We start from the raw sequence: 19,033 nt of genomic DNA, 5'->3' as shown, positions 1-19,033 counted from the left end.
GAGGTGCTGGTTACTTATGTCCGGGGCCTGGAGGGGGTTGAGCGCGTCCAGGTTGACCTGGGCTGGTTGCAACGGCTCAATGCCATGACGGACCTGCTCGCCCGGGCGGTCTGGGCGTTGGCGATCCTGCTGGCAGCGGCAGTCATCCTGGTCATCGGTAATACGGTGAGGCTGGCGATCGAGAGCCGCCGGGATGAAATCCTGGTGGCCAAGCTGGTCGGCGGCACCGATGCCTTCGTTCGTCGGCCGTTTCTCTATACTGGCGCCTGGTATGGTCTGGGGGGCGGTGTTGTCGCCTGGATTCTGTTGCAGCTGTCTCTGTGGTGGCTCAGCGGTCCCATCGAACGGCTGGCCGGCCTGTACCGGAGTGATTTCGCTCTGGTGGGCCTTGGTCTCGATGGTGTGTTGACGTTGATTATTGTGGCAATGCTGCTAGGCTGGCTTGGCGCATGGGTTGCGGTGAAGCGGCATCTGGATGACATAGAACCCGGCGATATTGCAGGCGGGTGATCCGGGTCGCGGGAAAGCCGTATTGAAAACACAGCTTGTGCTGGCGTAGTTTGGAGATCAGCGTAAGCAACATTGAATTTTCCAGGCGGTTGATTTAGAACGTTTTGCTGGAGAATTCGGGAACTTATCATGTTCTTGGCGGTCTAATTTTTAGCTGTTATATTTGCAGGTCGTCAGGTTCGGAGGTAACTGAATGGGTACGAGTTTACAACTGGTTGACAGACTGGTTCCGGGTGCCAATCTCGAGTCTTATATTCAGGCTGCGAGTCGCATCCCAGTGCTCTCAGCGGACGAGGAAAAGGAGCTGGCTGAACGGCTCCATTATGAAGGCGACGTGGAAGCCGCCCGTCAGCTTGTACTCTCTCATCTTCGTTTTGTGATTTACATTGCCCGCAGCTATTCCGGTTACGGGCTGGCCCAGGCTGACCTGATCCAGGAAGGCAATGTCGGGCTGATGAAGGCCGTCAAGCGCTTCAACCCGGAATACGGGGTGCGCCTGGTTTCCTTCGCGGTACACTGGATCAAGGCCGAGATTCACGAGTTCATTCTGCGTAACTGGCGGATCGTGAAGGTGGCCACCACGAAGGCCCAGCGCAAGCTGTTCTTCAATCTGCGCAGCCAGAAGAAGAAGCTGGCGTGGCTTAGCCATGATGAGCTTCAGGCGGTGGCGGAAGACCTGGGTGTGGAACCGCGGGTTGTCCGTGAAATGGAGGGCCGGCTGGCTTCCCACGACACGGCATTTGACGGTCCGATGGACGATGATGACGACAACGCCTACCAGGCGCCGGCGTACTATCTGGAAGATCGCAGCAGTGATCCGGCGACCCAGCTGGAGAACGCGGACTGGTCCGAGGATTCCAACGGTCGCCTGATGCAGGCGTTGGAAAGCCTGGATGAGCGCAGTCAGGATATTCTGCGGGAACGTTGGTTGTCCGAGAACAAGTCTACGCTGCATGAGTTGGCGGACAAGTATGGGGTTTCTGCAGAGCGGATTCGCCAGCTTGAGAAGAATGCCATGAAGAAGATCAAGGCCAGAATGGCGGAAGCGGCCTGATCGGGTCCCTTCAGTTGGTTGAGAAAACGCCACCACCGTTCGCGGTTGGTGGCGTTTTTGTTTGTATAATCGGTGTATTCAGACATCCGGGTGGAAGCACTTGGGTGGGCCTTCCCAAAACACGCTCCTTGCGGCACATCCCTGTGGCGCTTGGGCTCCGCCATCCATGGCTCCGCACAGTTTTGGGAAGGCCCACCCAAGCGCTTCTCGTACATTTGATGTGAAGGCCAACAGATCATGACCTCAAATTATCCCCATATTGCTTTCGTTGGTATCGGCCTGATGGGCGCCCCCATGACGCGGAACTTGCTGGACGCGGGTTTCCCGATGACGCTGTGGAACCGGACCGCCAGCAAGTGTGAGCCGTTTGCCGAAGAGGCGACCATTGCCGAGACGCCCGCTGACGCGGTTCGCGAGGCGGACGTTGTGATCACCATGCTGGAAAACGGTGAGGTGGTTGAAGACGTGCTGGTCGGGCAGGGCGCCATTGAGGCGCTGAAGTCCGGTGCGCTGGTGATCGATATGAGCTCGGTTCAGCCGTCTTTGGCCCGTCGGCACGCGGAACTGGCACGGGAGCAGGGCGCCGGTTATGTGGACGCGCCGGTTTCCGGTGGTACCGTGGGAGCGGCCGAGGCGCGGTTGAGTATCATGGCCGGTGGCTCGGAGGCGGATATTGATCGGGCGCGGCCGGTGTTTGAGGCCATGGGCAAGTGCACCCGTATCGGCCCGGTAGGTGCCGGGCAGTTGGCGAAGCTGGCGAATCAGGCGATTGTGGGTATCACCATCGGGGCGGTGTCCGAGGCGCTGTTGCTGGCGACCAAGGGTGGGGCCGATCCGGCGGCGGTTCGGGAGGCGCTAATGGGTGGCTTTGCCGGTAGCCGGATTCTGGAGCTGCATGGGCAGCGGATGATTGACCGGGATTTTGCACCGGGCGCGCCCTCCAGAATTCAGCTCAAGGATCTGCGCATGATTCTGGATGAGGCGCGGGCGGAAGGGCTGACCCTGCCGTTGTCCCAGCAGGTGCATAATGAGTATCTGTCCCTGGTGGCCAATGGTCACAGTGATGTCGATCACAGCGGCCTGCTGCTGGAACTGGAACACCTGAACGGAACCCTGATGGGTTCTCTTGGCCGAGGCCCCAAGGAGTAAGCGTTATGCCCCGTTTTGCCGCGAATCTGTCGATGCTGTTTACCGAAGTGGATTTCATGGAGCGTTTTGACAAAGCCCGGGAGGCCGGCTTTGAAGGTGTGGAATACCTGTTTCCCTATGCCTGGCCCGCAGCGGACATTGCCCGGGAACTGGAGGTCAACAACCTGACCCAGGTGCTTTTCAATCTGCCGCCGGGGGATTGGGATGCCGGTGAGCGGGGCATTGCCTGCCTGCCGGACCGGGTGGATGAATTCCGGGAAGGTGTTGACCGGGCTATCGAATATGCCCAGGCGCTGGGGTGTCAGCGGGTGAATTGCCTGGCGGGTCTCAAGCCTGCGGACCTCGATGAGGAGACAGCATGGAAAACCCTGGTTGCCAATGTCCGCTACGCGGCTGAACGGCTGGATTCTGAAGGGATCACGCTGTGTCTGGAGGCTATCAACTCCCGGGTGGACATGCCCGGGTTCGTCCTGGATACCTCGGGTAAGGTGCTTGCCCTGATCGAGGAGGTGGAGATGGACAATGTCCGCCTGCAGTACGATCTTTACCATATGCAGATCATGGAAGGCGATCTGATCCGGACCATGGAGTGCCTGCTGCCTTGGATTGGCCACATCCAGTTTGCCGACAATCCGGGCCGGCACGAGCCGGGTACCGGAGAGATTAACTTTTCGAATGTTTTCGCGGCGATCGATCGACTGGACTACGATGGCTGGGTAAGTGCGGAGTACCGGCCTTCCGGGGAAACGGGGGCGTCGCTGGCGTGGTTCTCTGGCCTGCTGTGACCGTCGCCTTAGGCGACACCCTCTTACAAGATCGTAACTGGCCGGACTTTGGTCTTCTCCGTAACCTTACAGTTAATGTTATCCGCTATCAGGAGGGGAACCGGTGAAAGCACTGGTAATCGAAGACGATAAGGACGTAGCCAATTACCTGGTAAAGGGACTGAAAGAATCCGATTTCGTTGTGGATCATGCCGCCGATGGAAAGGAAGGCATGATGATGGCGGCCAGTGAAGATTACGACATCATGATCGTTGACCGGATGCTGCCGGGAATGGATGGTCTGTCGATCATCAAGACCGTCCGCGCCACTGGCAACCAGACCCCGGTGCTCATTCTCAGTGCCCTGGGCGACGTGGACGACCGGGTCGAAGGTCTCAGAGGCGGTGGCGATGATTATCTGACCAAGCCGTTCTCGTTTACCGAATTGCTGGCCCGGATCGAGTCCCTGATCCGCCGGCATCGCCAGGCTGCCGAGACCGAGACGGTGCTTCGGGTCGCGGATCTGGAGATGGATCTGCTCGCCCGCACGGTAAAACGTGCCGGCAAGAATATCGACGTGCAACCGCGGGAATTCCGGTTGCTGGAATACTTGATGCGCAATGCCGGGCAGGTGGTGACCCGGACCATGCTGCTCGAAAAAGTCTGGGATTATCATTTTGATCCCCAGACCAACGTGATCGACGTTCACATCAGCCGCCTGCGCGCCAAGATCGATAAGGAATTCGATACACCCTTGCTGCAAACCATCCGGGGTGCAGGATACATGCTGCGTGAAACTGCTTAGTCAGCTAAGAACCTCTACGTTTCAGCTTGCCCTGCTGTACATGGTGGTTTTTGCCACCTCGGTATTTTTGTTACTGGCCTTCATTTACTGGCGTACAGCAGGTTTCATGACTGCCCAGACCGACCAGACCATCGAGGCGGAAATCGCTGGTCTGGCGGAGCAGTACAGGGGCCGTGGTGTAAACGGTCTGATCACCATCATTCGGGAGCGGGTTGCCCGGGATCCCAACGCCAAATCGATCTACCTGCTCACCACTGACGATTTCCTCAAGCTGGCCGGCAATATTGAATCGTGGCCGGAAGGCAGCCGTTCAGAGAGCGGCTGGATTAATTTCACCCTGAATGAGTCCGTTGGCTGGACCGGGCCCGAGCGGCTTGCCCGCGCCCGAATCTTCGAGGTCCAGGGCGGTTTGCGGCTGCTGGTCGGCCGGGATGTGGATGAGCTGACCAACCTCAAGCGGGTGATTGAAACTGCCATCAACTGGGGTATGGGAATCACCCTGGCTCTGGCCCTGCTGGGCGGCTTCCTGATGAGCCGCAGTACCACCCGAAGGATCGAGGTAATCAACAACACCTCCCGCCGGATTATGAACGGCCACCTGTCCCTGCGCATACCCACCCGGGGTACCGACGACGATTTCGACCAGCTGGCGGAAAACCTCAATCAGATGCTGGACCGGATCGTATACCTGATGGAGGGTATACGCCATGTCTCCGACAGCATTGCCCATGACTTGCGGACGCCACTCACGCGCCTCCGCAACCAGCTGGAAAACACCCTGATCACGGTGAACGATGAGGAAGCCCGGGAGCATGTCGGCCAGGCGGTCGCCGAGGCGGACCAGTTGCTGGCCACGTTCAACGCGCTTCTGAGGATTGCCCGTCTGGAAACCCGAGGTAACGCTGCCGACATGAAAGAGGTCGCTCTGGACGAGCTGGTTTCCGATGCCTGTGAGCTCTACGAAGCATTGGCGGAGGATAAGGAACAGGATTTCGAGCAGTCCCTTGCCAAGGGTGTCATGATCGAAGGAGACCGGGATCTTCTGTTCCAGATGATCAGCAACCTGATCGACAATGCCATCAAATACACCCCCGAGAAAGGCCGGATCGGTATCGTGGTCAGGCGTGAGGGCAATGAGACAATCTTTGAGGTTCAGGACAGCGGGATCGGTATTCCCGATGATGAAAAGGACCAGGTCTTCCAGCGTTTTTATCGGGTCGGCAAGAGCCGGTCACTGCCCGGAAACGGACTCGGCCTGAGTCTGGTCAGTGCGGTGGCGGAGATTCATAAGGGGCGGATCGTACTGAGTGACACCTATCCCGGAGAAGAGTCGCCAGGCCTGACTGTGACGGTCCACATGCCCGCTTTTACTGGTGCACGCAAACGGATCAAGGCAACCCAGGCGGATTCGGGGGAAGCTGCCGGCGCAGATTCCAAAGCACCGGCAGAAACGTCAGGCCACTGATTATTGGCTGGCGCGGAACCGGTTGAAGCGGTCACGGACCGGGCCGATCACCGCATCCGCCCGGGTCTCGACCGTATGCGTCAGGTGTTCGAACTGGGAACGACGTCGGTCCACCTTCGCCTGAATGCTGTCCCACTCGCCCTCCCAGTGCTTCTGTTCAGCGAACAGGAATGCGGCCAGATTATGGCGATTGATCTTGCTGGTCACGCCCAGCCGGTCGAGCCGGTAACCCAGCGTATCGACACCATTGAGTGCCAGCTGCATAAGCTTCTGTGTGTTCATGGTTGGATCTCCCTCAGTATCCAATCGATCGAAAATGCTATTACTCGAACGCTAACGCCGTTGCTCTAGGCTGTGCAACCTAATTTGGAACTGGTCAGAGCCTGTCAAAAAGGTAATTCACTGGCCACGGCGGGGTAATGTGATGTGTGGACAATGGGCATTGTAGACAGGAAGGAGCGGTAGCAACCGCTTGCTTCTCCCTCCAGCACAGCGCTAGCCTTAACCCCGTTCTTACGGGGTTTTTTTATGCCTGTCCGGTTGCCCGTTGAATCAGTGCGTCATAGTCCTTGCACAAGCCTGTAAGCCGATCGATCAACAGAGATTTCATTTCTGCTGCGGGCTTGGACAACGGCCGGCTGTTGATGCTGATCAGTTCCATTGGCTCCCGGATGGTTGGTGTAAAAGGTCGGAAAACTATTTCATCGAGAGGGTAGACCTCTTTGAAGTGCTGCAGATTGACCACGTCCACCATCGCTATGCCGCGCTTTTGTCTGACAAACGGCAGTGAATGCAAGGTCGCATTAACCTCAATCCTCGGGTTGAATATTGCACCCTCAGTCAGGAAATGGTTGCTCAGTGATTGGTAAGATGTGTGTTCAGGGTCTAGCGTAATCCAGATTTCTCCGTCCAACAGAGAAGGTGACAACACCTCGTTCCGGGCCGCAGGGTGATCCCGATGCAATGCACAGAAGCATGGAAGATCAAAGACAACGGAGTTGTAGCTCGAAGACGGGGCAGTCTTATCCACCAACCCTAGTTCAAACTGTCCCGAAGCTACTGCATCCCGGATCGTACGGGAGTTATGGACCTGCAGGTTCAGTTTCAGATCTGAACTGTCCTTGGCGTACTGATTGAAAACTTCCGGTACGAAACTGTAGCTGGGCCCAAGAATGGACGCGATGTTCAGTCTGCCAAGCTGCCCGTATTTGGCCCGTTCGAAACTGTCTTCGAGTCGTTTGAGACTGCGAAGGATCGTCACCACTTCCTCATGCAGATACAGCGCTTCGGGCGTTGGATTAAGTTGGCCGTTCTGCCTGAAAAAAAGGCGATACCCCACCTTCTCCTCAAGGTTCCCGAGCATTTTGCTGGCCGCAGGCTGACTGAAATTTAGCCGTTCGGCCGCACGGGACATTTTGCCCGTACTCAGCACTTCATGGAAAAGTCGCAGCTGTTTGACATTCATGAGGGCATAACCATAGGTTAAGAGTTCTAATCTTATTTTCACTAGGATTATAGCATCTCTGTTGCTACGGTGAGATAAACCAAGAACAAGACGGTAGACAAAAACAATGAAGCGTTACGTAGGCTCTTTGTCAGTCGAGGTTTCTGCCGTACGTCCGCCCTGCCAATCGGGACTTGAAGGAGAAATCTGAATGACATCGTTAAACCAACAAGGGATGAGCGAACAGAGTATTGTTGCTGAATCCATGGTTGTCATCGACAACGTTTCGAGGTGTTTCAGCATCGATGGTGGCAAGACCAGGGTTCGTGCCTTGAATAATGTCAGCAACCATATTGGACGGGGCGAAGTAGTCGTAATTATCGGCCCCAGTGGTTCGGGAAAAAGTACCTTGTTGCGCACCCTCAATGGCCTGGAAAGTATTGATGAGGGCTCCATCACCATTGATGGCGTCAGCCTGAGCGACAAGAAAACCTGTATGAACAAGCTCCGGACCGAAGTCGGTATGGTCTTCCAGCATTTCAACCTCTTTGAAAACAAAACTTGCCTGGAAAATATTGTGCTTCCGCAGGTGGTGGTTCTGAAGCGGGACCGGAAAGAGGCTGAAAAGGTTGCCCGTCAATTGCTTGAAAAGGTTGGTATTCCTGACCGGGAGAAAAATTACCCCAGACAGTTGTCAGGTGGGCAGCAGCAGAGGGTTGCGATCGCGAGGGCGCTGGCAATGCAGCCGAAAATGATGCTGTTCGATGAAGCAACATCCGCCCTGGACCCCGAGACCGTGAGCGGCGTTCTTAATCTGATGAAGCAATTGGCCCGGGATGGAATGACCATGGCCGTTGTCACCCACGAAATGGGATTTGCCAGAGAAGTGGCCGACCGGGTGATTTTCATGGACGGCGGAGAGATCGTGGAAGAGGGTAATCCGGATGCCTTCTTTGATTCTCCGCAAAGCAGTAGAGCCCGCCAATTCCTCGAACAAATTATCTGATTGCATTCGCGAAGGCGCGGGCCTGAATGAAACCGTTACCCAGATCCATTGTTCTGGGCCTTTATGAAAACAAAAAGGAGAAATTCCATATGTTTGGTATCAAACGCATATTCGTGGCCTTATTGGCTGTGTTCGTTGGTTTGACCAGTTCGGTTGCCAATGCTGAAAGTACCATGGAAAAAATCAGCACGAGTGGTGAGCTGCGCATCGCAGTGCAGACCCAGGGTCCCCCCGTTAGCTTTATCGATAAGAATGGAGAGCGTACAGGCCTTGCCATCGAGCTTGCCCAGACTTTTGCCGATGACATGGGCGTAGAGCTGGTGATCAAGGATTACGATTGGAAGGGTCTGATCCCGGCTCTGACTTCCGGTAAGGTGGACATGATTGCTGCCGATATGACGCCGACAGCGAAAAGGCACATGAAAATGCTGTTCAGCGCCCCGGCCTTCTATTCCGAGGTTGTTGCCTTTGCGAAAAAGGACAAGGGATTCAGCTCCTGGGAAGAATTGAACAGCAAAGACTACTCAGTCGGCGCAGCCCAGGCTTCCAGCTATGCAACCCAGGCGCGGAAAAAGCTGCCTGATGCGAAACTGAAGGAATACTCCGGTGCGACCCCGCAGGTTGTCCAGTCCGTCCTGAACGGTCGTGTTGATGCGGGCATGTCCGATCGCGCTGCTCTCGCGGGTTACCTTCAGGAGAACGAAGAGCTGGAAATCCTGGGATCCGTCAACAGGGAGCCCCTGAGCTTTGCCGTACGTCCGGATTCGGTCCATCTGTTGTTTGCACTGAACAACTATCTGCGACTGATCGAGCATGATGGTCGTCATCAGAAGATGCTGGACTACTGGTGGAACAGCACTGACTGGCAGGCAGACCACGACTGATCTGACCGTCCTCCTGTCGTCACAGGGCATAAAGGCGAAGCCCGGAATCCGGGCTTCGTCCTCTCAACCCCTTTCCCCTCTCCATTTGTCTCCGGTGTGGGATTCGAAGAAAGCCTTTTGGGCTGGAAATAAAATACAAAGAGGCGGCAAATGCTTTGGCTTAATGACTATTTTAATTTCCGGATTGTCGCTGATTATGCGGACGTGTTTTTGGAAGGCATAGTAAATACAGTCTGGATTTCGCTGATTTGTCTTGCCCTGTCTGTTTTTTTTGGTGTTTTTTTAGCATTAATGCGGATGTCCAGGACCGGAATTGTATGGCGGATAGCTGCCGCATATATTCAGTTTATTCGTGCAACGCCCCTTCTGATTCAGATATATCTCGTTTATTACGGGTTGCCGCATTTAATTGGTAATTTCTTTAATGAGATGCAGACCGGAATTATAGCCCTGACATTACATACAACCCCATTTATGGCAGAAATCATTCGGGCGGGCATCATTTCTGTCCCCAGAACTCAGACCGAGGGCGCAATGGCGGTTGGGATGAGTCGCTCAAAGACCATGTTTCACATTGTTCTTCCGCAAGCGATTGCCAAACTGATTTCCCCTCTCTTGGGACAGGCCGTCATCCTGCTCAAAGATACCTCGCTCCTGAGCATTATCGCAGTATTTGAATTGATGGGCGCCGGGCTATTGATGTTCTCCGAGACAGTATCTGCCGCTGAGAGCTATGTAACCACCGCACTCTGTTATCTGACGATCTATCTATTGATGTTGATTATTTCAGGCTTCATTCAACGAAAGCTTGGCGGAACGGCTGTCAACAATTAATAGAGGGTATTTATTATGAACTGGTTTATTGAAAAGTGGCAGGTAATTGACAGTCTTTCGCCATTTCTCCTGAAAGGTTTGTGGCAAACCTTTGAAGTTTCGATGGTTGCCATCATTTTCGGCAGTCTCCTGGGCGCTGCTCTGGGCATCATGAAAACCCTGAATTACAGGGTTCTGAGCTACGGGATCACCTTTTACATCCACATCTTCCGGGGTACGCCCTATTTGGTGCAAATCTATATTATCTATTTTGTCTTGCCGTCCCTCGGAATTTCCTGGCTCCAACTGGATAGTTACATGGCAGCAGTGGTCTCACTGATTCTATATACGGCAAGTTATGTGACGGCGATTGTGGCCTCATCCATTCACGCCATCCCAAGGGGACAGGAGGAAGCCGCGCGCTCATGCGGCATGAACAAGGCACAGACGCTCTACCACATCATTGTCCCCCAAGCGATCAAAATGACTGTGCCGCCAATGGCCAGTATCTACGTGATCGTGATCAAGAGTACGGCGGTCCTGTCTGTAATTGGACTCGCTGAACTTACCCGCCAGGGCGAAACATCCATTCTCCGGATGCCCGGCGACACCATGTTTATCTATGGCCTCATCGCTGCTCTGTACTTTGTGTACTGCTACCCCGTCTTGCGCTTCGCCAGTTGGGCAGAAAAGCGCTTGAAGACGTCCGGAAGCCCTCAGGAAGTGATGTAGCGATTGCCGGATCAAATTCACACGCATTATTTGACTGAAAATAGGTAAAAGCCAAGTGAATTCAGATAAGCAACAATCTGCTGTTGTTATTGGCGGTGGCATTATCGGCGTTTGTTCAGCTCTCGAGCTTCAGAAACGTGGTTTTCAGGTGACGCTGGTAGAAACCAAGCACCCCGGGGCTGAAGCCTCGGCAGGGAACTGCGGTTTGCTGGCGGTCGGCTCGGTCGTGCCATTCTCCAAGCCCGGTACCCTCAGGAAGGTGCCGGGCTGGTTGCTTGACAGCAAGGGCCCTTTATCGATTCGTCCGGGGTATCTGCCAAAGTTACTACCCTGGTTCATTCGCTTTCTTTCGGCGGCAAAACCTTCGCGTATCAGGGCGATAGGGGAGGCGCTGGCGGCCCTCACGTCAAAAGCAGAGAGGGCCTATAAGCCCTGGCTGGCGGAGGCCGGCATCGATGACATCATGAAGCCGTACGAAACCATCGTCGTCTATGAATCTGATGCGGAATACCGTGGTGATCTGAGTAATCTCGACATGGAACGTTCTCTTGGTTTCGACCATCAGTTCCTGACTGGAGAGGAACTGCGTGACCTCGAGCCCGGCCTGGCAAATGATTTCTCGTGCGCCGTTCGAAAGAAGGGATGGTATTACTTTGCCGACCCAAAGCGTTTGGTCGGCGAGTTTCACAATCTGTTTCTCCGTAAGGGAGGGCGCACTGTTACCGGTAAAGTCATCAGGCTGAACACCAGTGATGACAAGGTGGTTGACGTCGATGTTGAGGGCCAGGAGCCGTTGTCCGCGGATCATTATGTGATTGCTGCCGGCGTCAGGTCACGCCAGTTCGCTGCAGAGCTGGGAGACAGAATACCGGTCGAGGCTCTGGCCGGTTATTCGACAACCGTCCAGAACTCCGGGGTGCAATTACGTCACCCTATTACCTACTCCGCGGGTGGATTTGTCATCACCCCCATGGAGGGTGGCCTGCGTATCGGTGGAACGATAGAGATGGGCGGGATAAATGACACGCCGAATTTCGAGCGGGCCAAGGTAATCGCGCAAAAGGCCAAGCGTGTCTTTCCGGGTATCAAGAACATTCAGGGAGAGGAGTGGGTTGGTTATCGCTCATTCCTGCCCGACACCCTGCCTGTGATTGGCTCTGCGTCGCGTTTTCCTAATGTCCACTACGCCTTCGGGCATGGCCAGATCGGTATCACTCTTGGTGCGATCACGGGTGAACTCGTTGCTCAGTTGGCGGCCTCGGAGGAACCCAGTATCGATATGAAGCCCTATTCGCCGATGCGTTTTTAAATGTCAGGAAGGCTTTTTTATGACGATCGAACGTTTTTCAACCAATAGCCGCATGAGCCGTATCGTGAAACACAACGGCACGGTGTACCTGTGCGGCCAAGTCGCAAAGGACCGGAATGGCGATATCCAAACCCAGGTAATCGGGATGCTGGAAAAAGTGGACGACCTTTTGCAGAGCGTTGGCACCGACCGCACCCACATTCTGTCGGCGACGATCTACCTCGCTGATATGGAGCACTTCAATGCACTCAATGAGATCTGGGATAACTGGATTCCGGAGGGTTACGCCCCGGCAAGGGCGTGCGTGCAGGCACAAATGGCATCACCTGAACTTCTGGTGGAAATTTCGGTGATAGCGGCCACCGATGGGTGATCTCAGACAGAAACGGTTTGCCGGCTTTGCTTTATTTCCCGGGGAGAAATGAGAGATAGCGATGAGTGAACAACAAGTAAACCGAGCCCTGTTCAACGATGTCATGGTCCCGAATTACAATCCACAACCCATGGTTCCGGTACGGGGCGAGGGGAGTCGTCTTTGGGACCAGGACGGTACTGAGTATGTCGACGTTACCGGTGGTATCGCCGTGAATGTGCTGGGGCATTGTCATCCCAGGCTGGTTAAAGCACTGGAAGCTCAAGCCAGCAATTTATGGCACCTGAGTAATGTATTTACCAACGAGCCGGCCCTCAGGCTGGCGGAGAAGCTGGTGAACGCGACCTTTGCCGATCGGGTGTTTTTCTGTAACTCCGGTGCCGAGGCAAACGAGGCGGCCTTCAAACTGGCCCGGAAGTTTGGTTTCGATCACTACGGCGAAGAGAAGAATGAGATTATTTCCTTCACCAAGTCGTTCCATGGGCGCACGTTATTTTCCGTATCAGTGGGTGGCCAGCCCAAATACCGCCAGGGGTTCGAGCCGGTCCCCCAGGGCATTACCCACGCCAAATACAACGATCTCGAAGGTCTGAAGGCGCTTATCTCGGACAGGACGTGTGCCGTGGTGATGGAGCCTATTCAGGGCGAGGGTGGTGTGATTCCTGCGGCTCCTGATTTCGTCCGTGGTGTCCGCGAGCTTTGCGACCAGCACAACGTCTTGCTGGTGTTCGATGAAGTGCAGACCGGTGTCGGTCGCACAGGCAAACTCTACGCTTACATGGATACTGACGTTATCCCCGACATTCTCACCTCTGCAAAGGCTCTGGGCGGTGGCTTCCCGGTTGGTGCCATGCTGACCACCGAAAAAGTGGCGGCGAGCTTCGGAATTGGCTCCCATGGCAGTACCTACGGAGGCAACCCTCTGGCGTGCGCCGTTGCGAATGCGGTAATCGACGAGGTTACCCGCCCGGAAATTCTTGAGGGCGTCGCTCACAAGCGCACTTTGTTCGAGCAGGGGCTGGAAGAGATCAACGCCAAACACGGCATCTTTAAGGAAATCCGTGGTAAAGGCTTGCTCATTGGTGCGGAGCTGATCGAAGCCTGGCACGGCAAGGCCGGAGAGTTCCTTGCTGCCGCCCGCGAGCAGGGCGTACTGATCCTGGTTGCCGGGCCTAACGTGTTACGGATGGCGCCGGCGCTGAACATTCCGGATGAAGACATCCGTGCGGCGATGCAGGCATTGCAGGCAGCTGTGGAAAAGAAACTTTCCAAGGCGGACCAGGTCTGAGCCGGCCCTATTCGATTGCCAGTGATGTTCATTCCCGGTCCGGTAACCCGTTTTTTTCATTCTCAGGAATTACTTCACGATGATGGTAGTACGTCCGCTCAATGCCAATGATCATCAGGCCCTGCGTGACCTGGCTCGGAAGACCGGTAAAGGGTTTACCTCACTTCAGGATGACGACCGACAAGTGGCCCGCAAGCTCGAGGCTACGCTGGAAGCCTGGCAGTCAGACGGTATCCCGGAAGATGCTTTCTATCTGTTTGTACTTGAGGATACGGAGACCAAACAGGTTGTGGGCATCTGTGGCCTGGAGGCAGCCGTCGGCCTGAATGAGCCCTGGTACAACTATCGGGTTGGAACTCTGCTACATTCCTCGCGTGAGCTTGGAGTATGCAACCTGGTCAATACCCTGACTCTCAGTAACGATCACACCGGGTACTCTGAGCTGTGTACGCTGTTCCTTGCACCGGAAGCGCGCCACAGTAAAAACGGGTCACTCTTGTCCAAATCCCGTTTCCTCTTCATGGCAGAGTTCCGTCAGCGATTCAACGAGTACACCATCGCTGAAATGCGCGGGTATTCGGACGAATACGGCGTGTCACCGTTCTGGGAGGCCGTTGGGCGGCAATTCTTTTCAATGGAGTTTGCGCAGGCGGACCAGCTGTCCGCGACCGACAAAGTCTTTATCGCCGAACTTATGCCCAGAAACCCGATCTACACGAACCTGCTCCCTGAGGATGCCCAGCAGGTTATGGGCGAGGTGCACCCGGCCACTGTGCCGGCCCGGAAACTGCTGGAGTCCGAGGGGCTCCGGTACACCGGGTACATCGATATCTTTGACGGTGGCGCAACGCTGGTAGCCCGGACAAATGATGTCCGTGCCGTTAAGGACAGCCGTCAAGCCCGGATTCAAATTACCGATGAGAAACCCGAGAGCGAGCTTTACCTGGTCAGTAATACGGAATTTCGGAATTTCCGTTGCTGTATGACGCCGCTTCAGGATCTTGGCGAGGGTGTCGTGGCGTTGCCCCGGCAGGTCGCAGAGGCCCTGCGAGTGGACGACGGTGACCGGGTACGAGTGGTTCTGCTTTCGGCTGGAGGGAAATGAGAATGACCTTACCAGTATTGATTGCCAATCAATGGTCGGATGGTGAGGGCAAGGCAATTGAGTCCCTGAACCCTGCGACCGGATCCGTGATCTGGCGGGGCCAGGCCGCCAGCGAGGCCCAGGTTGATGCAGCGGTGGCTGCGGCCCGCGCATCGAGCCCGCATTGGGCGATGACCGATTTCGACGACCGGCTCGCAGTGGTCCGTAAATACGGAGAGTTGCTCGGAGCGCATAAAGAAAAGCTGGCGGAATGCATTGCCTCGGAGACGGGTAAACCGCTTTGGGAGGCGCGGACAGAAGTCGGAGCCATGATCGGTAAGATCGATATCTCCGAGAAAGCCTACAATGAGCGCTCGGGCAGCCGCAGCAACGAGATTGCAGGCGGGCGTGCCGTGCTGCGCCACAAACCTCACGGTGTTGTCGCGGTTTTCGGGCCTTATAACTTCCCGGGCCATCTGCCCAATGGTCACATCGTACCGGCGCTCATTGCAGGTAATACCGTGGTGTTCAAGCCCAGCGAGCTGACTCCGACGGTTGCAGGCTGTATGGTCAAGCTGTGGCAGGAAGCCGGGCTGCCCAGCGGCGTGCTGAACCTGGTTCAGGGCGAGAAAGAAACGGGCATTGCCCTGGCCAATAATCCGGATATTGACGGCTTGTTCTTTACCGGAAGCTCCAATACAGGCCATATCCTACACCGGCAATTTGCGGGCAATCCTGGCAAAATCCTGGCCTTGGAAATGGGTGGTAACAATCCTCTTATCGTGGAAGAGCTGGAGGATATGCAGACAGCGGTTTATGAAACCATCCAGTCTGCGTTCATTACCTCGGGCCAGCGCCGCGCCCTTCGGGAGCCACTGAGAGCCTTGATAGCTGCGTTGCTCTGACTCGATTTGGAACCACCAAACCTTCGCCATCGCGCCTTGCTCTCAAGGCTCTCAGTGGCTCAGTAGGTCAGCGAATTAACCAGACGGGACACTAGGCGCCTGTTTGTGCCGGCTGGTGTGTGGGGTGACAGATTCATGGCTTCCCTGAAGGCGTCTATTGAAGCGATCCGAGTGGGCGATGCGTTTGATGAGCCCGCCCCCTTCATGGGAAGCGTGATTTCCGAAAGCGCCGCCGAGGGGGTGTTGGCCGCCCAGGATCAGTTGCTGGAAAAAGGCGCCTCTTCGCTGGTCCGTAGTGAAAAACTGAAGCCTGGCACCGGTCTGATCAAGCCGGGATTGATTGACGTGACCGGGGCCACGGGTGTGGAGGATGATGAGATCTTCGGACCGTTGCTCCAGGTGATCCGTTATTCCAGTCTGGACGACGCCATCACCAAGGCGAACGACACTCGCTACGGACTCTCTGCCGGGTTCTTCAGCGACAGCGAGGCCCGGTTCCAGTACTTCTATAACCGCATTCGGGCCGGCATCGTCAACTGGAACAAGCCGCTGACTGGCGCTTCAAGCGCGGCCCCATTTGGCGGAGTCGGTGCCAGTGGTAATCACCGTGCGAGCGCCTATTATGCTGCGGATTACTGTTCGTATCCGGTTGCGGGGATCGAGGCTGGTCGGTTAACCATGCCTGAGACGACGGCTCCGGGCCTGGAGTTGAAGTAGTTACTTGCTTCTCCCTCCAGCACAGCGCTAGCCTTAACCCCGTTTTCACGGGGTTTTTTATGGCCCTTTCCCGCGCCAGTGCAACAGAGGAATCACACCTGAATGAAACAGGCATCCGGTAATAGCGGTGCCCGGCCGCGCTATATCACGCCGGAGGGCGAGCAGGCGCTCCGCAAGGAACTGCAATACCTTTGGAAGGAGAAACGCCCGCAGATAACCCAGGCTGTGCGTGAGGCTGCTGCCCTCGGCGATCGTTCGGAAAACGCCGAGTATATCTATGGCAAGAAGCAGTTGCGCGAGATCGACCGGAGGGTTCGTTTTCTCAGCAAGCGTCTGGAGGAAGTGACCGTCGTGGACCGGCTTCCGGATCAACGGGACAAGGTGTTCTTTGGCGCCTGGGTGACCATCGAGGACGGCGAGGAACAGACCTTCCGGCTGGTGGGGGCGGATGAGTTTGACCTCAATAAAGGCTATCTCAGCATCAACTCGCCCATGGCGCGGGCGTTGATAGGCAAGCATCTGGGCGATGAAGTCAGCGTGCGCACTCCGGAAGGGTTCAAGTCAGTGTTCATAACCGCGATCCGTTACGGTTCGGCCCCTGAAGACAAGTGATAAGCGTCACATTACCGTCGACAGGTCCAGCATCCTTTGTGATATGTCGCTAGACTGTTCAAAAATTGTCACATCATGTGACCGGGACAGGATAGTCGACCGGAGATACGGAGATGGTTTTTCAAAGGCTGGACGTTCACGTTTATCAAGGGCGGGCTGGGCTGCTGGGGGGATTCCTGGTACTGGCCGCATTATCAGGCCCTGCGCTGGGCCAATCCGACGGGGAGGTCCGTGGCGATAACGGTGGGGCATTCATCTACGAGGAACGCACCACAATCGATACCATCCCCCTGCGTTCCATCGAAGAGGAAGCCCTGGCCAACACGGTTGTCGAAGGAGGTCTGGCAGCGCCCGTCGAGGGCGTGGCGGTCAAGCCCCGGTCCGAGGACGATTTCTATCTGGACCCGTTGGCCCTGCATCCCCGGGATGAACGGACCGATTTGGGGCGCTCGGAGATACCGGTGGATATCCGGTTCAGTAACCCCAAGTCTGTGCCGGGCCAGACCCACAGCAATACCTACGTGATCCGGCCATCGGCAAATCGCACCTACGATACCCTTAACACCAACCTGATCGAACGCTGAGGGTTGATTCTTCAGGCGGCGGCCACACCGCTCATTTCGGACTTGCCGAGGACCTTCTCGTAGAAGAACGCCAGAGCCTGCCGGGCCTGGTTGAGGCGCGCCCGCGAAACCCGCATACCTTCGCTGAGATAGCTCAGAAACTGTTGCTGATCCTCGCTTTCAAGGGCCTCGGGGTCCTTGGAATCGTGGAACAGTACGAAACGGGTAATCCAGTGCAGGTAGGTTTGTTCTGCGCGTTGGTTGAGCTGTTGCTCCTCGATGGCAGCGGTCAGACGACGGACGAGGTCCGGCTGGGACTGCTCCAGTGCCTGGGTGATTGTCATGGGTAAAACGCTTCCGCTTGGGATTGTTGTTTTTATATTGGACGCATCTTATGACAATCTTTTGAACGTCGCAAAAATTTCCTTTTACGGTTTGTAGGGGCGATTACAAATCGCCCCGGGTCCTTGAACAACGGGTTATTTCAGTGTCTCAATCTTGTCCACGTACTGCTGCATGGCATCTTCCTTCGACATGCCCTTGAGCTTGTCCCAGGCGTCATACTTGGCGCGGCCGACAAAATCCATCATGCCCGGACGCTTGCCGGACACGTCGCCTTCAGTGGCCTGCTTGTACAGGGCGTAGAATTCCAGCTTCATCTCGTTGGAGGGTTTGAAATCGCCTTCGGCGGTCTGGATGTAGTTCACCGCGTCATCGAACTTGGCTTTCAGGTCGCTCATGGGGTTCTCCCTGGTGTCGATCGTTATGTCCTGAGGTGGATGCTGGGAGTATAGACAGTGGGCCGGGGGGCGTCATTGACCTGGCTGTCCGTTGGCAAAGTAATCAGCGCCATTCCGAGGGGGGGGGTGGCAAAACTTTGCCCAGGTCACATTGTTGGCAATAGGTGGCCAGATTTGGTTGAGTATGCGGGGGCACCTGTGTACAGTTTCGGCCGTTGCTTGCCAGGAGGGCAGGTACAAGGGATTGAACAACTGCAAATGATTTGCACAGGGAGCACGCCATCATGTCTTCTAAAGACGGTTCCGTCGCGCCTAAAGAGCGCATCAATATCAAGTATGTCCCCGCCACCGGCGACTCACTTGCCCCCACCATGGTGGAAAGCTCGCCCGCCTCGGCCTGCACGGGTGTGCCGCCGAGCGGCGCGTCGGCCATGTGGCAGCCGGCGGCCTCGAGCTTCGCCGCGAGCGCGAGGGTCGAGGTGGGATCGGAGGTGGAGCAGTCGACGACGACCGAGCCCGGCTTCAGTCCGGGCATCAGCGCCTCGACGATCGCCTCGACCTGCGGCGACCCCGGCGCGCAGATGTGGACGATGGACGCAGCGGCGGCGAGGTCCGCAAGGCTTGGTGCCTCGACAGCACCACGGCTGACGAGGTCCTCGACGGTCGCTCGGTTCCTGTGCGCGATCACCGTCACGGGATACCCCGCGGCAAGCAGGTTGCGCGGCAGGGACAACTGTATCAGCGATTCCTCAACTTGACGCGGAGCGCCGATCCGGCCCTAGTGCATCCCTGCCCGGCGCCGAGGCGCCGGGCAGG

20 protein-coding genes and 3 pseudogenes are annotated in these 19,033 nt (G+C 56.1%); 18 read left to right on the top strand and 5 right to left on the bottom strand.

Annotated features, from left to right (window positions below; translation table 11 throughout):
- The 6 genes from R6W86_RS07530 to R6W86_RS07505 form a co-directional block, all read left to right on the top strand.
- Nucleotides 1-510: cell division protein FtsX (locus R6W86_RS07530; RefSeq protein WP_410328753.1), on the top strand; the 510-nt coding region annotated here is incomplete at its 5' end.
- Nucleotides 511-703: 193 nt separating this feature from the next.
- Nucleotides 704-1,564 carry an RNA polymerase sigma factor RpoH gene (gene rpoH, locus R6W86_RS07525; RefSeq protein WP_410328752.1) on the top strand — a complete coding sequence of 287 codons (861 nt, stop codon included), beginning with the start codon at nucleotides 704-706 and terminating at the stop codon, nucleotides 1,562-1,564.
- 237 nt (nucleotides 1,565-1,801) lie between these two features.
- Entirely contained in the window at nucleotides 1,802-2,713 is a 912-nt protein-coding gene (locus R6W86_RS07520) for an NAD(P)-dependent oxidoreductase (RefSeq protein ID WP_410328751.1), read from the top strand.
- 5 nt (nucleotides 2,714-2,718) lie between these two features.
- The gene (gene hyi / locus R6W86_RS07515; protein ID WP_410328750.1) at nucleotides 2,719-3,498 is read left to right on the top strand and encodes a hydroxypyruvate isomerase; all 780 of its coding nucleotides are present in this window, start codon (nucleotides 2,719-2,721) and stop codon (nucleotides 3,496-3,498) included.
- A 103-nt stretch (nucleotides 3,499-3,601) separates the two neighbouring features.
- Nucleotides 3,602-4,282 carry a response regulator transcription factor gene (locus R6W86_RS07510; protein ID WP_091998009.1) on the top strand — a complete coding sequence of 227 codons (681 nt, stop codon included), beginning with the start codon at nucleotides 3,602-3,604 and terminating at the stop codon, nucleotides 4,280-4,282.
- Entirely contained in the window at nucleotides 4,269-5,747 is a 1,479-nt protein-coding gene (locus R6W86_RS07505) for an ATP-binding protein (protein WP_410328749.1), read from the top strand. Before R6W86_RS07510 ends, R6W86_RS07505 begins: the two co-directional genes overlap by 14 nt.
- Here R6W86_RS07505 and R6W86_RS07500 read toward each other — a convergent pair whose 3' ends face one another.
- Together R6W86_RS07500 and R6W86_RS07495 are read right to left on the bottom strand one after the other, a co-directional pair.
- Complete coding sequence (locus R6W86_RS07500; protein WP_410328748.1) at nucleotides 5,748-6,029, bottom strand: hypothetical protein; 282 nt, start codon at nucleotides 6,027-6,029, stop codon at nucleotides 5,748-5,750.
- Nucleotides 6,030-6,273: 244 nt separating this feature from the next.
- Nucleotides 6,274-7,254: a LysR family transcriptional regulator gene (locus R6W86_RS07495; RefSeq protein ID WP_410328747.1), complete on the bottom strand. Its 981-nt coding sequence runs from the start codon at nucleotides 7,252-7,254 to the stop codon at nucleotides 6,274-6,276.
- Between the two features lie 202 nt (nucleotides 7,255-7,456).
- Between R6W86_RS07495 and R6W86_RS07490 the strand changes: the two genes are divergently transcribed.
- The 11 genes and pseudogenes from R6W86_RS07490 to R6W86_RS07440 all read left to right on the top strand — a co-directional run bounded on the left by R6W86_RS07490 (nucleotide 7,457) and on the right by R6W86_RS07440 (nucleotide 17,498).
- Nucleotides 7,457-8,197 carry an amino acid ABC transporter ATP-binding protein gene (locus R6W86_RS07490; RefSeq protein ID WP_410328754.1) on the top strand — a complete coding sequence of 247 codons (741 nt, stop codon included), beginning with the start codon at nucleotides 7,457-7,459 and terminating at the stop codon, nucleotides 8,195-8,197.
- Between the two features lie 173 nt (nucleotides 8,198-8,370).
- The gene (locus R6W86_RS07485) at nucleotides 8,371-9,081 is read left to right on the top strand and encodes a substrate-binding periplasmic protein (protein WP_410328746.1); all 711 of its coding nucleotides are present in this window, start codon (nucleotides 8,371-8,373) and stop codon (nucleotides 9,079-9,081) included.
- 150 nt (nucleotides 9,082-9,231) lie between these two features.
- The gene (locus tag R6W86_RS07480; RefSeq protein WP_410328745.1) at nucleotides 9,232-9,915 is read left to right on the top strand and encodes an amino acid ABC transporter permease; all 684 of its coding nucleotides are present in this window, start codon (nucleotides 9,232-9,234) and stop codon (nucleotides 9,913-9,915) included.
- Between the two features lie 15 nt (nucleotides 9,916-9,930).
- A complete protein-coding gene (locus R6W86_RS07475; protein ID WP_410328744.1) occupies nucleotides 9,931-10,626 on the top strand; it encodes an amino acid ABC transporter permease in 696 nt (231 codons plus the stop codon).
- A 55-nt stretch (nucleotides 10,627-10,681) separates the two neighbouring features.
- On the top strand, nucleotides 10,682-11,935 hold the full coding sequence (locus R6W86_RS07470; RefSeq protein ID WP_410328743.1) for an NAD(P)/FAD-dependent oxidoreductase: 1,254 nt from the start codon (nucleotides 10,682-10,684) through the stop codon (nucleotides 11,933-11,935).
- A gap of 19 nt (nucleotides 11,936-11,954) precedes the next feature.
- Nucleotides 11,955-12,308 carry a RidA family protein gene (locus R6W86_RS07465; RefSeq protein WP_410328742.1) on the top strand — a complete coding sequence of 118 codons (354 nt, stop codon included), beginning with the start codon at nucleotides 11,955-11,957 and terminating at the stop codon, nucleotides 12,306-12,308.
- A gap of 61 nt (nucleotides 12,309-12,369) precedes the next feature.
- Nucleotides 12,370-13,596 (top strand): aspartate aminotransferase family protein, encoded by a 1,227-nt coding sequence (locus tag R6W86_RS07460; RefSeq protein ID WP_410328741.1) that lies wholly within the window; start codon nucleotides 12,370-12,372, stop codon nucleotides 13,594-13,596.
- Between the two features lie 79 nt (nucleotides 13,597-13,675).
- Nucleotides 13,676-14,701, top strand: coding sequence for an arginine N-succinyltransferase (astA, locus tag R6W86_RS07455; protein ID WP_410328740.1), 1,026 nt, complete (start codon nucleotides 13,676-13,678; stop codon nucleotides 14,699-14,701).
- 2 nt (nucleotides 14,702-14,703) lie between these two features.
- A pseudogene (locus R6W86_RS07450) lies at nucleotides 14,704-16,302 on the top strand (succinylglutamate-semialdehyde dehydrogenase).
- 102 nt (nucleotides 16,303-16,404) lie between these two features.
- Nucleotides 16,405-16,914 carry a transcription elongation factor GreB gene (greB, locus tag R6W86_RS07445; RefSeq protein WP_410328739.1) on the top strand — a complete coding sequence of 170 codons (510 nt, stop codon included), beginning with the start codon at nucleotides 16,405-16,407 and terminating at the stop codon, nucleotides 16,912-16,914.
- A gap of 113 nt (nucleotides 16,915-17,027) precedes the next feature.
- Nucleotides 17,028-17,498: a hypothetical protein gene (locus R6W86_RS07440; protein WP_410328738.1), complete on the top strand. Its 471-nt coding sequence runs from the start codon at nucleotides 17,028-17,030 to the stop codon at nucleotides 17,496-17,498.
- Between the two features lie 11 nt (nucleotides 17,499-17,509).
- Here R6W86_RS07440 and R6W86_RS07435 read toward each other — a convergent pair whose 3' ends face one another.
- Both R6W86_RS07435 and R6W86_RS07430 read right to left on the bottom strand, forming a co-directional pair.
- Nucleotides 17,510-17,821, bottom strand: coding sequence for a site-specific integrase (locus R6W86_RS07435; RefSeq protein ID WP_410328737.1), 312 nt, complete (start codon nucleotides 17,819-17,821; stop codon nucleotides 17,510-17,512).
- Nucleotides 17,822-17,956: 135 nt separating this feature from the next.
- Nucleotides 17,957-18,217 carry an acyl-CoA-binding protein gene (locus tag R6W86_RS07430; RefSeq protein WP_410328736.1) on the bottom strand — a complete coding sequence of 87 codons (261 nt, stop codon included), beginning with the start codon at nucleotides 18,215-18,217 and terminating at the stop codon, nucleotides 17,957-17,959.
- A gap of 284 nt (nucleotides 18,218-18,501) precedes the next feature.
- Here R6W86_RS07430 and R6W86_RS07425 point away from each other — a divergent pair.
- Nucleotides 18,502-18,582 (top strand): annotated as a pseudogene (locus R6W86_RS07425) (type VI secretion system contractile sheath small subunit); the annotation flags it as partial.
- Nucleotides 18,583-18,605: 23 nt separating this feature from the next.
- On the opposite strand, the pseudogene R6W86_RS07420 reads toward R6W86_RS07425, so the two are convergent.
- Nucleotides 18,606-18,905 (bottom strand): annotated as a pseudogene (locus R6W86_RS07420) (NAD(P)-binding domain-containing protein); the annotation flags it as partial.
- Nucleotides 18,906-19,033 lie beyond the last annotated feature (128 nt).

Origin of the sequence: Marinobacter sp. (genome assembly GCF_046484525.1) — a bacterium.
Taxonomy (GTDB): domain Bacteria; phylum Pseudomonadota; class Gammaproteobacteria; order Pseudomonadales; family Oleiphilaceae; genus Marinobacter.
Note: the sequence above shows the minus strand (reverse complement) of the source record. Positions and strands in the feature narration are given on the sequence as shown.